Origin of the sequence: Pectobacterium sp. IFB5596, from assembly GCF_021432585.1 — a bacterium.
GTDB lineage: Bacteria > Pseudomonadota > Gammaproteobacteria > Enterobacterales > Enterobacteriaceae > Pectobacterium > Pectobacterium punjabense.
The window spans coordinates 827,120-839,728 of record NZ_LXFY01000001.1 but is presented as its reverse complement, the minus strand read 5'-3'; the positions used below and the strand labels follow the sequence as shown (position 1 = coordinate 839,728).

Annotated in this window: 9 protein-coding genes; 8 read left to right on the top strand and 1 reads right to left on the bottom strand. The window is 42.0% G+C overall.

Annotated features, from left to right (window positions below; all coding sequences use genetic code 11):
* Positions 1-30: 30 nt before the first annotated feature.
* From A6301_RS03995 to A6301_RS03985, 3 genes are all read left to right on the top strand, one after another.
* Positions 31-897, top strand: a complete 867-nt coding sequence (locus tag A6301_RS03995; protein ID WP_255764364.1) for a flagellin domain-containing protein — start codon at positions 31-33, stop codon at positions 895-897.
* A 160-nt stretch (positions 898-1,057) separates the two neighbouring features.
* Positions 1,058-4,741 (top strand): glycosyltransferase, encoded by a 3,684-nt coding sequence (locus tag A6301_RS03990; RefSeq protein WP_234257148.1) that lies wholly within the window; start codon positions 1,058-1,060, stop codon positions 4,739-4,741.
* Positions 4,742-5,036: 295 nt separating this feature from the next.
* The gene (locus A6301_RS03985) at positions 5,037-5,690 is read left to right on the top strand and encodes a hypothetical protein (protein WP_234257147.1); all 654 of its coding nucleotides are present in this window, start codon (positions 5,037-5,039) and stop codon (positions 5,688-5,690) included.
* 145 nt (positions 5,691-5,835) lie between these two features.
* Here A6301_RS03985 and A6301_RS03980 read toward each other — a convergent pair whose 3' ends face one another.
* Positions 5,836-6,885: a glycosyltransferase gene (locus A6301_RS03980; protein WP_370642161.1), complete on the bottom strand. Its 1,050-nt coding sequence runs from the start codon at positions 6,883-6,885 to the stop codon at positions 5,836-5,838.
* A 418-nt stretch (positions 6,886-7,303) separates the two neighbouring features.
* Between A6301_RS03980 and A6301_RS03975 the strand changes: the two genes are divergently transcribed.
* The 5 genes from A6301_RS03975 to phoH all read left to right on the top strand — a co-directional run bounded on the left by A6301_RS03975 (position 7,304) and on the right by phoH (position 12,567).
* Entirely contained in the window at positions 7,304-8,758 is a 1,455-nt protein-coding gene (locus A6301_RS03975; RefSeq protein WP_234257145.1) for a flagellin, read from the top strand.
* A 32-nt stretch (positions 8,759-8,790) separates the two neighbouring features.
* Positions 8,791-9,588, top strand: a complete 798-nt coding sequence (locus tag A6301_RS03970) for an HNH endonuclease signature motif containing protein (protein WP_234257144.1) — start codon at positions 8,791-8,793, stop codon at positions 9,586-9,588.
* 217 nt (positions 9,589-9,805) lie between these two features.
* Positions 9,806-10,528 carry an RNA polymerase sigma factor FliA gene (locus A6301_RS03965; RefSeq protein ID WP_234257143.1) on the top strand — a complete coding sequence of 241 codons (723 nt, stop codon included), beginning with the start codon at positions 9,806-9,808 and terminating at the stop codon, positions 10,526-10,528.
* 203 nt (positions 10,529-10,731) lie between these two features.
* A complete protein-coding gene (gene fliZ, locus A6301_RS03960) occupies positions 10,732-11,247 on the top strand; it encodes a flagella biosynthesis regulatory protein FliZ (protein ID WP_234257142.1) in 516 nt (171 codons plus the stop codon).
* Between the two features lie 531 nt (positions 11,248-11,778).
* The gene (phoH, locus tag A6301_RS03955; RefSeq protein ID WP_107167753.1) at positions 11,779-12,567 is read left to right on the top strand and encodes a phosphate starvation-inducible protein PhoH; all 789 of its coding nucleotides are present in this window, start codon (positions 11,779-11,781) and stop codon (positions 12,565-12,567) included.
* Positions 12,568-12,609: the final 42 nt, after the last annotated feature.

Here is a 12,609-nt window from a genome sequence, read left to right as displayed (position 1 = left end):
CTGACATCTCATCGATTAAGGAAATCTATTATGGCCGGTATCAACACTAACATTATGTCTCTGGTTACCCAGAACAACCTGAACAAATCACAATCTTCTCTGGGTACCGCTATTGAGCGTTTGTCTTCTGGTCTGCGTATCAACAGCGCAAAAGATGATGCTGCTGGTCAAGCGATTGCTAACCGTATGACCGCTCAGGTTAAAGGTTTGACTCAGGCTGCGCGTAATGCGAATGACGGTATCTCTCTGACGCAGACTGCTGAAGGCAACCTGAACGAAATCAACAACAACTTGCAGCGTATTCGTGAGTTGGCGGTTCAAGCATCGAATGATACTAACGGTTCAACTGACCGTGATTCTATCAAAAAAGAAATGCAACTGCGTCTGAATGAAATTGACCGTGTGGCTCAATCTGCTGATTTTAACGGCAAAAAACTGCTGAACGCATCAGGTACGAGCGTCAGCATCCAGGTTGGTGCCAACACCGGTGAACATGAAATCATCACAATCGACTCTGGTGCATTGGTTGATGCTACTACTGGCGCAGGTGTTACCTCTGGCGTAAACACGGCAGTTGCTGCTTTTGATGTGGATGGTGCAGTTGGTGGTGATAGTGGTTTTGCTCAGGACATCATAACCGCTGTTGATGCTGCACTGGAATCAATCGACACTGCACGTAGTAACTTGGGTGCGATTCAAAACCGTTTTGAATCTACCATTACTAACGTGAACAACACTATCAATAACTTATCCAATGCCCGTGGCCGAATTCAGGATGCGGATTACGCAACCGAAGTGTCGAACATGAGTAAAGCCAACATTCTGCAACAGGCGGGTACCTCTGTTCTGTCTCAGGCAAATCAGGTTCCTCAGACTGTGCTGTCTCTGCTGCGTTAATTGTCAGCGATATAAGACATGTCATAACCCGGCTACCGCCGGGTTTTTTTTACGTCTTAAAAAAAGCAGCAATTCGCAGGGTTATCGATAGGTAAATATCCTTCTTTTCCCGTAATATAACAGTATTATCTTCCTTCCTTTCTACAGAAGGTGTTCTCCTATGCCATGCGTTTTTATCAGCACTCTCCAGCTTACCGATTATCAAGATGACTCATTAGTTATATTGGACCTGATCGGCGAATTTCTTGATAGAGGCTGGTGCGTTGATGTGTATTGCCATCAATATGATGACAATATGAGAATGGCTGTCGGGCAGTTGTATGCGGATGATACGTTGTTTGTGACTGATAATGCAGAACATGATTTTAAAGAGGATTATGAGTTATTTTGGCTTCAGTGTACGGCATTAAATGCCAGCGTATTGAACCGCCTGTTAAATGGCGGGATGGCAGCAAACATTATTTTTGATCATCAGTCATTGCAGAGTCGGGAAATGACATCTGCGGATATCATTTTAGAAAACCGCCTGGCAGGTAAAGCACTTGTTACACTGCCTCGATTGGGCAGTTTTTTACGTGATGGAGGTATTGAACCTTCCATCATTCAGGCATTTCCGAGCCCTGTGGGCAAACATCATTATAAGCATGTGGCTACGGTAACAGAATCGGCTCTCAAACGGTTGCTGGTGATTACCGATGTAAGTGCACCTTCTGTTCTGGATGTGCTCGCGGATGAACTGCTGTCGTATGCTATCAATTGCGATGTTATCAGCCGAGGGGAATGGCTTCAGAGCGAAAATTTGCAAGGCTATGATGCGGTATTGACGAGTGGCCGCATCGGGCAATATATGTTGTGTGTTGGTACTCCTGTCTACCTCTATCGTGGCAGTGAGTTTATTGGCTATATCAATACCGAATTGACTGAAGGTAATGTATTCCGCGAAGAAACAGTAGGGAAAACGCTTTCAGCGAAAGAGCTGGCGGGCGACATTGTTGTAGGTCATCAACGTGCTGTGGAATACGTGCAACAACGAATGGCTTATTATAAGGCGCATTGGTACTTGCCAACAGCACTCGATAGCCTACTAACACAGTTGCCTACACCATCTCTTAAAACCATAACCGATCAAGAACTACAACGGCTTACCCTTCATAATTTAACCTTACGTGATAAAACGAAGCCTTTTTATTCCGTTGATCAATGGTTAAGCGAACGGCTCATTAGCCCCGCCCGGCGTGATTTCTTGCAAGCATTTATTCAGGCTTACCCAGAGGTTGGTAATATTGGTGTGGTCATTATGGCTCAAGGAAGTGATGCGTCGTTGATATCGTTGTCATTAGCCAGTGTGCAGTCGCAGTATTATGCCGCGAGTGAAGTCTATGTATTGACAGATCGCATTGAGGGTTGCAATACGACTTCGGATAATACCGTCTGGCTATCTGCTAATTCTGATACCAGCAACGCATTGAGTACGGTTATTCAGCAAACATCGTCTTCATTTTTATTCATTCTGCCTGCCGGCGAGCAGTTGTTACCTCATACGCTGTTATTACTGGCAGAACACCGCTTGCGCTTCCCTTCTGCCCGTGCATTCTATTTCGATGAAGCAGTAATGAAAGAGGGCAAAGCAGATAATCCGATGCTGAAGCCTGAGTGCAATATCGATATGTTACGAAGTTACCCCTATATTGGGCGTAGCCTGGCTTTCGATGTGCCATCACTACGTTTACTAGAGGCGCTTATACCTCTTGATGATGATCTTGGATGGTATGATGCGATTTGGCAATTGATTGAACAAGAAGGTCCCCAGGCTCTGGGGCATGTTCCTGAGGTTTTAGTCTACACGCAGCAAGCATTGTTTGACTGGTTACGTGATGGCGAAGTGAGCAATAATTATTCACATATCGTGCAACGGCACCTCACTCGTTGCAATATAGATGCGCATATCTCTGCTGATATAAAGAAGGGAATATGTCAGATTCACTATCAGCATGTGGATAAACCGCTGGTGTCGATCATTATTCCTACCCGTGATCACCTTTCAGTCATCAGCCGTTGTATTGAAACGCTGATGGAGCATACGCAATATCCCTATTATGAGTTGTTGATTGTCGACAACCAGTCAACAGACCCAGGTACTTGTCAGTATCTTAGCAAACTTGCTGCGATGGGATTAGCACAGGTCCAAATTTTGTCATGGTCACATCCGTTTAATTTCTCTGCCATCAATAATTTCGCTGCGCAAAAAGCAAAAGGTGATGTGCTACTTTTCCTTAATAACGATACCGAAATTACGAATGGGAAGTGGTTGGAGGCTTTACTAAATCATGCGCTGCGCCCTGAGGTGGGCATTGTGGGCGCGAAATTAGCGTTTGCGGATGGGCGGATTCAACATGGCGGTATTGTCCTGGGAATGAATGACAGTGCTGCGATTGCGTTTCAAGGTGCACCTGCAGAGTCAAAAGGGTACATGAATCGCTTATGTACGACGCATAATGTCAGTGCGGTGAGTGCTGCCTGCATGATGATACGGCGTGAAGTTTATCTTGAACTTGGTGGGTTTGATGAACAACAGTATCCGGTTTATTTTGGCGATGTCGACCTCGCGCTTAAGGCTCGGAAAAAAGGGTATTTAGTGGTTTGGACACCGGATGCTGAGTTGATCCATTTGGGAGGGGCATCACGTTTACTGCAGCGTTTTAATTTACCTCCGAAGCCGCAAGTCACAGACATCGATGCACTCTATGAACGTTGGTTGCCGCAGCTCACCAATGATCCATGTTATCACCCGGCCTATAGGAAATATGTACCAGGTTTTGCATTAACGCCTGAAATGGCACGTATCCAGCAGCCGTTGCCTGGTCGCCCGTTACCTACGGTTATGGGCGTGCATTCTGATTGGCACGGTTGTGGTTATTACAGAATAATTCATCCTTTTAGATCTCTGGAAAGAGAAATGCACATAGAAGGGGGATTAACGCATAGACTTATGAGTGTAGTCGATGTTGCAAATATGGACCCTGATGTAATTATTTTACAAAGAGCGATAGGTTTTTCGTTGCCTGATACCGTGAACCAATATCGCAAATATTCTAAAGCGGCTGTTGTTGCCGAATTTGATGATTATATTTTGAATGTGCCACTTAGTAATGGAGTTCGAAGTAGCCTTCCTCCACTATTGATTAAAAATTTCCGACGATCGTTAGATGCTGTTGATTGGGTTGTGGTATCAACACTAGCGTTGGCAGATGCTTATTCAGCATATCATTCAGATATTCGGGTAGCCTATAATCGCTTACCAGCATCTTGGTGGAAAGGGCTTGTCAGTCTACGTCGACAAGGTAAAAAGCCGCGTGTTGGCTGGGCTGGGGGCAGCAGTCACAAAGGGGATTTGGCGATTCTTCGTTCAGTTGTAAAAGAGTTGGAGAATGAAGTTGAATGGGTCTTTATGGGGATGAAGCCTGAAGGCGTGAAATGTGAGTTTCATTCGGGGGTTCCTATTGATTACTACCCACAAAAAATAGCGAGCTTGAACCTTGATTTAGCATTGGTTCCGCTGGAATATAACCAATTTAATGAATGTAAAAGTAACTTACGCTTGATGGAGTTAGGGGCTTGTGGCATTCCCGTTATTTGCACCGATATTGAGCCCTATCGTTGTGGTTTACCCGTAACTCGTGTAGATAACCGTTTTAAAAATTGGATGGATGCAATACGTATGCATTTGGCTGATATGTCTGCGACAGAAAAAATGGGTGATCAGTTACGTGATGCCGTTTATCAGGATTGGATGTTAGAAGGTGATGGTTTGACTGATTGGTTACAGGCTTGGTTACCACAATAAATATATTTTTAGGTTATCTATGATTGGAGAAATTGGTATTTTGAATCGTGACGAATAGTGTCCCTAAAGGACTATTGAAAATAATATGATTCCCTTGATACTACATTATCAATGATATGTTGCAGTGATTTTTATCATGAGATAAGGAAAGGGATGTTGACGCTGCAGATTTTAAGTAAAAGCATGTCTACTTATCTATTCATCTAATGTGGTATGATGATATTAATACTATTGCTATGCTGAAAAAGATAAAAAAATACGCTAAGCCGAAAATTTTTTGTCGGAGGTAATTCTTATGTTGAATGAAAATGATAACCTTTTTGTTGGAATAATAAATTTAGATCATAGAGATGATCGCCGTAAAGATTCTATGAATGAGCTATTGGAGTCATCAATCACGCTAGGTGATGATGTTTTTTTTTCAGCTACATATATGAAAGACTTTGGTGCGCTAGGTGCTAGTATTAGCCATGCGAATATTTTGGCAAAATATCTATCTACGACATCACTACCGTTTGCTCTCATTCTAGAAGATGATTTTGAGATATTAGATAAAAATAATTTCTTATCTAATCTTAATGTTATTTTAGAAAACAATGATTTGTGGGATGTTTTTCTTTTATCTCATAATATGGCATTGCCAATTGAAAATACGCCGATGAGAGATTGCTTTCGAGTTGTAAACTCACAAACAGCGTCTGGATATATAATAAAGAGGGAATTTGCTCCTTTTCTGATTAAGGTTTTTTTTGAGTCAGTGGTCAATTTGGAAAAATTTTCTAATTATGAAATAGAAATAAGGCGTCAGTTTGCACATTTCTATTGCTTAGATATTTTATGGAAAAAGTTACAAACAGATCATAAATTTCTAGCTAGGATTCCTGCACTAGTAAAGCAACGTGAAAGTTTTTCCGATATTGAAAAAGTAGTTGTAGATTATGGTGTGTGAAAAATTTCATGTACTATAAAGGTGAGTTTATATCATTATTAGTGAGGTGTTTAATACAAACACCTCTTATTAAATGTTTTTTATATCATCACGTTTATATATAAATTAATTTAAAAATTATTTTTTTAATCTGGATAATAAATAATTATATTGTCCGATTGATTCGTATCATCCCTTCAAGCGCCAGTTTATAATCCCCGCATCGTTGATAATAATCAAGAGCTTCGACCTTCATGCCAAAGCATTCAAGTATAACTGCTATGTTATAATTGGCTTTATATGTACCCACCCCTTGTTTTCTGCCCGGCCCCATCTTTGTGCATAACTGAAATGCATCGATAGCATTCTGGAAGTCAGCATTATTCATGAGTATTAACGCCTTTAAAAACATGAAATCAGTAGAAGAGCAGAGGTCTTCATATTGTAAAATCTCTAGTGCTTTTTCATATTGTCCGGTGTTGATTAAACAATAACCGTAGCATTCAATTAGAACTTCATTGTAATCTTGAGGCATATCTTTTTGCAGACGTAGCGATGTTTCAAAGCTCTGCGCCGCTTGTTCGTAATCCTTCCCTAAATAGTGGCTTTTTCCTAACTGATAATGTAGATAAGCGCTATCGTTCGTTTTATCTATGGCATATCTAAGTAGTGTAATGTTGCGAACGATCTTATTTTTACTTTCTATGACCTCTTTTGTATAACCATTATGCATGAACGATAGTGGTGTATCAAAACGTCCTTCTGGTACTTCCCCTGTGTTTTTTTTACAAATTTGCTCGTGGATAATGCCAAAAAACTCATAATGCTTTTTGTTGAATATTCGGCTTATACGCTCTTGAATTACATCTATTTCTCCAGAGTTTTCATTATTAGTAATACTGGCGATCTCTACTGTTCCGACCTGTGTCGGATGCTCGTTGATGAGACTTGAAAGTAATGTTGCATCAAATTGATTGATCACTTCATCGGCATCAATAACTAAAACCCAATCATATTTGGCGAATTGTAGTGAATAATTTCTCGCCGCGGAAAAATCAGATATCCATTCATAGTCATAGATTTTGTCAGTAAATCTTTTGGCAATATTCTTTGAGTCATCGGTCGAACCCGTATCCACGACAACAATATCGTCAAAATATTTTACAATTTCTGCCAGGGCATTGCCTAAGTGCAAAGCTTCATTTTTCACGATCATGCAAACTGATATCATTGTGTGCCGTATTTTTAATGCGTGAACATTGTAGAATGATATATCAAAATTTTGGCAGCATCAATCTGAGATTGCCATGGTGGCACTGACGATGAAAATATATGTAATATAGAGAATGATTAATAACGCCATGCGTTATTTTAAATATAAAAAAGTTTTTTATTTTTGGTTTATTTTCTTGCTGAAATTATCTTTTTATAAATTTTTTTTGATATTTAAAGCTTGTTGGTTATAATTTACATATGTTATTATTATCTTGCTATCGTTAATTTATTTTTCCTCTGTGGAGAAAATGATATTCATTTATAACAATATTTTGTAGTCTGTCTTAAGTAAAATTTATGGCCTGGATTGGGCGTGTTTTTTTTCATTATATATATGTCAAATAATAAAAAGGTATATCATGGCTTCGATTAATACCAATATGCTATCTCTGACAGTACAAAATAAAAGTTCTCATTCGGCATCAGCACTTTCTCAAAGCATCGAGCGTCTCTCTTCTGGGCTACGAGTCAATAGTGCCAAGGATGACGCAGCCGGACAGGCAATTGCTAACCGGATGTTGACGAATTTAAATGCCAATGATGTTGTGGCACGCGGCGTGAATGATGGTGTCAGTCTGATGCAGATTGCAGAAGGGGGATTGAGTGAGGTCAATAACCTTGTACAGCGAGCAAGAGAATTAGCCGTACAGGCGGCAAATGAAACGCTGTCTAGCATTGATCGAGCGAGCCTGAATGGGGAATTCCAGCAGGTGCGTGCAGAAATTGATCGTATTGCATTTTCAACTACGGCGTTTGGAAAATATCCGCTAGCGCCCTCAACACAGCGTGAATTACCTGTTAATTTAGGGAGTACGCCGCCGCTGGCGGAAAAATTTCCAGTAAGCGGCGCAAGCCGTTCTTTTCCCTCTGGCATTGTTTCATTAGCCTATATCCCTGTGGGTGCTAAAAATTTAACGATTACTATTGATTCATTGGGTGCAGATGATGATATTCAGATATTTAGTCGTGATGGAAAACATTTGGTTGGAACGCCATTAATCGGAGCTGATGCGGATATTGTCTGGCAACAAAATGGAATAATCGATGCTGCATCGGCTAAACTGCGTGTATTAACGGAAGATAATGCTTTTTTATCCTCCGCAAATTACACCGACAGTGACCTTGCGCAAGGTGGAGTAAGTTTTAATTTGAATGGCAGCGCTACTGCTTCTTATAATGGTATGACTATTACTTACAGTGGTGATGGCGATCGCTATGAAGATGACAGCAACGGTAAGTTTAACGATGGTGTCAATGGTGCTGAACGTAATGAACGCATCCATATCGATGAAACGACAGAAGACTTGATTGTTATGGTTATTGGAAAAGGCTCATTTACGGGGGTTGCTACTTGGGATGTGTTGCCTAACCCAACACAGTTACCACCTCCGCCTCTGCCCCCTGTCAGTACGCCGACCGATATTGTAGTTAGTGCTAATTACGGCGGAAGTGTGGAAGCCGTGACGATTAATCCGACACCTTCTGATAGTGAATCTCTGGGGTTGAGAAATACAGCATTAGACCCTTTTGAGGAAGCGAGTAAAGCCATTGATGCATTTGATCAGGCACTAGAGAAAATAAATGGCTATCGCAGTGAATATGGGAGCCAAATCAATCGCTTTGAGTCTATCCGCGCTAGTATGTCTGACGTTTCTATTGCTACAAACAATGCACGTTCACGCATTTTAGATGCGGATTATGCTCAGGAAGTGTCTCTGATGACAAAACAACAAATTCTCCAGCAAGCATCCTCATCAATGTTAGTACAAGCGAACCAAGCCCCACAGGCGATGTTGATGTTATTACAACGATAATTGATTTATTTTCTATATTTTTAGGGTGAATAATGAATAAGAAATTTGATGAGTTATTTAGACTACCTCGCTATCAACATTGCAAGAATGCCTACTTAGTATATGGAAAATCAAGGCTTGATGAACAGAATCGAGGCCTCCTTGCTGAAAATAAAACCGGCTATTGGAAGATTAAATCAGGAAGAATCAATAAGGGTGATCTCATCGTGCTACTGCTTGAGGTCGCAGATAAGCCTAAATGCTATGAGTTATTTTCTGGAATTATGCAAGATATTGAAAGGATTAGGTCTAAGACGACGGGCGTTGAACGCTCTGTAATTACTGTTGATCAGTTTGATAAGTTTACTGACATTAATGATCAATCGATAATGAGCTATCTTATGGGGAGCTCGATTCCGCAAGGAAATAACGTCAATCAAATAATGTTGGCTAACTATGTATCAAAAGCATCAGAGTCAGATGACTTTATTGATGAAGTGATTGAAGAGCATATTAATTTTCAAGAACAGGTAATAAAGGCCGCATCGGATTCAACGGCAGCTCGTCGAAAACGACTCGCGAAGAGTGTGCAACACGATCCAGCTTTCAGCATTAAGAAAACAAAAATATACCATCGAAACCCCGATGTCGTTGCAGAAAGGCTTCATTTGGCAAAGGGGGTTTGTGAAGAATGTAAAGAAAAAGCCCCGTTCATGCGCAAGAGCGATGGAAAACCTTATCTTGAAGTTCATCATCGTATTTCGTTGTCTCAAGGTGGTGCAGATTCAGTGGAAAATACCATCGCGATTTGTCCAAATTGTCATCGTCAGGTACATCATGGGGTGGTGTAGAGAGATTATCCTTCTATAGGTTTATGATTTTTATGAACTATTAAATAGTTAATAATACGTTGAACGATAGAATAAATCGCAAAAAAGTGCAGTTGTGAGCATAACTGCACTTTTTCACCTAAATAACCCCCTTTTTTTGACGCTATTCAGGCGATTGGCTACCCTACCTAAAAGCATAATAGTGTCGATAACATTATCATCGTAGGTATTTGTCACTGTGAGCGATTTGTATACCGCCGAAGGCACAATGGATAAAAATTCCCTTTGGAAGCGCTATGTTCCATTAGTGCGCCATGAAGCCTTGCGTTTACAGGTTCGTCTCCCCGCGAGTGTTGAGCTTGACGATCTGCTACAAGCTGGCGGCATTGGCTTGTTAAGCGCTGTTGAGCGTTATGATTCGTTACAAGGTACGGCGTTTACAACCTATGCCGTTCAACGAATCCGGGGCTCGATGTTGGATGAATTACGTAGTCGTGATTGGGCTCCACGCAGCGTACGGCGTAATGCACGGGAAGTGGCACAAGCAATGCAGCAGGCTGAACAACAACTCGGCCGTACTCCAACGGAGCAGGAAGTTGCGCAGACCCTGAATATCACGCTTGAGGATTATCGTCAGATACTGCTGGATACGAACAATAGCCAGCTTTTCTCTTACGATGAATGGCGTGAAGAACATGGTGATAGCGCGGAGGCCTTACTGGAAGGCAATGAAGATGCGAATCCATTGCATCAATTGATGGAAGGCAATTTGCGCCATCGCGTGATGGATGCGATTGAAAGCCTGCCAGAACGTGAGAAATTGGTGTTGACGCTCTACTATCAGGAGGAGTTGAACCTGAAAGAGATCGGCGCCGTTCTTGAAGTCGGAGAGTCGAGAGTTAGTCAGTTGCATAGCCAGGCGATAAAGCGCCTGCGCGTGAAATTAACGAATGATGTCTAATTGCGCCGCGTAGGAATATTGTTATCAACATATATCTTCAGCCACTGAAGTTGTAAGCCATAGCAATTTTTGAATATCGATAAGTGCCTTGCACCAGTATTCAACTGATTAATGCTACCTGTTTTCAGCTCGCCAGATTCTCTGGCGTCGTGAAAAATGCTACTGCTACACGTTGAGATTATGTATTGTCATGGAATGGATTCATGCACTCATCAATTCGGAAGAAACAGCTGTTAAGCCGTTATCTGAAAGATTTCAAACATAGACAGACCAACTGTTCCCAGTGTGATAAAGAGCTCGATCGTGTTTCACTGGTATTTCGCAACCAGCTTATTAATAAAAAATCGATTGGCAGCATCGACAGGCTTATCGATGACGAAATATGGTCTGGCCTGCAACAGGAATTAATCCCACTTTGCCGCTTTTGTAGCGAAATATTATGCAATACTACTGCTAGCTATTTCGATATAAAAGCTTTCACGCAATATCTGATCGAGCAAACTGAAGTTCGCCATAGCACGATGCGCGAGTATGTCATTCGTTTACGGCGTTTGGACGAGCTGTTGGCTGCAAATGATTATCCTGCGGAAACCTTTTCCCTGCATCGTGATGGGGTACAACAGCGAGTATGTGACTACCTTCCTGATATTGAGCAAAATATCTACCGCAGCGCGCTAAGAAAATACGATCAGTATTTGGACTGGCAGCGACATTTCTGACACGTAAAGTGTGTGGTTCTCAGGTTGACATTGCCGGCCATGGGGGACTGATTTATATGTAAATGTTATGACAGTGTAAAAAATGCTTGCATTGCAGGGGCAAATTATAGCACTGTCATACTACTGAAATCATTCGGCACTAATTTTTAGGTAAGGGTTAGTAGTAGTTCTACGATGCGATCAATCATTATTCAGTGGAATAGTTGTTGTCACAGTGAGGAACGCGAATGGTAATGTCCTTTTTTGGACTTTGTAGTCGATGCCAAGATTCTACGTTGCTGACTCGCCGATGCGAGGGATTTTCCTCCCACTTATTTTCTACACCGTGCCACTCTCTTTTCACCCAAACCCTTCGTTTATTTTCTTTTCTTATCCATGAATATTCGACCCAGTTTTCACTCGGTTCGTGGATGGCTCGTGTGTATTTTCAGTCCGCTATTGGCTTAATAAGGAAGCCTAACCTCGTTAGTGAGTTAAACGTCACGCGCTGCAAAGCAGTGCGGTAAGTGAAACAAACTGTAAGGTGCCACTATGGGAAGACAAAAAGCAGTGATCAAAGCTCGTCGTGAAGCCAAACGTGTTATCCGTCGTGATTCGCGTAGCCATCGTCAGCGTGAGGAAGAATCGGTCACTTCTCTGGTACAGATGGGCGGGATTGAAGCAATAGGAATGGCGCGTGAGAATCGTGATAATTCCGTGATTCAAGCTCGTACCGTCGCCCAGGAACATTACTTGTCTGCGATAGAAAACAAACAGTTGATTTTTGCCACAGGCGAAGCTGGCTGCGGTAAAACGTATCTGAGCGCTGCGAAAGCGGCGGAGGCACTAATCCATAAAGAGGTTGAGCGTATTATTGTTACGCGGCCAGTCTTACAGGCTGACGAAGATCTTGGCTTTTTACCCGGAGATATTTCAGAGAAATTCGCGCCTTATTTCCGGCCCGTTTATGACATACTTTTGCGGCGGCTGGGATCGTCTTTTATGCAGTATTGCTTACGGCCGGAAATCGGCAAAGTCGAAATCGCGCCTTTTGCCTATATGCGCGGACGGACGTTTGAAAATGCGGTTGTAATTCTGGATGAGGCGCAAAACGTGACAGTGAACCAAATGAAAATGTTCCTGACGCGTTTAGGAGAGAATGTCACGGTTATCGTTAATGGTGATGTGACACAGTGCGACTTGCCTGCTGGGGTTAAGTCTGGCCTGCGTGACGCATTGGAGCGTTTTGTTGAGGATGACATGATTGGCGTGGTCTCTTTCGGTAAAGAGGACTGTGTACGCTCGGCGCTGTGTCAGCGTACGCTTCATGCCTATGGTTGATGTCTGTGTGGGATGGGAATAAAAGTTTCCGTACCATCATCA

Bases quoted from the DNA above. Each gene is read 5' to 3' on its own strand.
- A6301_RS03995 (WP_255764364.1), top strand. From the start codon at position 31: ATGGCCGGTATCAACACTAACATTATGTCTCTGGTTACCCAGAACAAC.
- A6301_RS03990 (WP_234257148.1), top strand. From the start codon at position 1,058: ATGCCATGCGTTTTTATCAGCACTCTCCAGCTTACCGATTATCAAGAT.
- A6301_RS03985 (WP_234257147.1), top strand. From the start codon at position 5,037: ATGTTGAATGAAAATGATAACCTTTTTGTTGGAATAATAAATTTAGAT.
- A6301_RS03980 (WP_370642161.1), bottom strand. From the start codon at position 6,885: ATGATCGTGAAAAATGAAGCTTTGCACTTAGGCAATGCCCTGGCAGAA.
- A6301_RS03975 (WP_234257145.1), top strand. From the start codon at position 7,304: ATGGCTTCGATTAATACCAATATGCTATCTCTGACAGTACAAAATAAA.
- A6301_RS03970 (WP_234257144.1), top strand. From the start codon at position 8,791: ATGAATAAGAAATTTGATGAGTTATTTAGACTACCTCGCTATCAACAT.
- fliZ (WP_234257142.1), top strand. From the start codon at position 10,732: ATGCACTCATCAATTCGGAAGAAACAGCTGTTAAGCCGTTATCTGAAA.
- phoH (WP_107167753.1), top strand. From the start codon at position 11,779: ATGGGAAGACAAAAAGCAGTGATCAAAGCTCGTCGTGAAGCCAAACGT.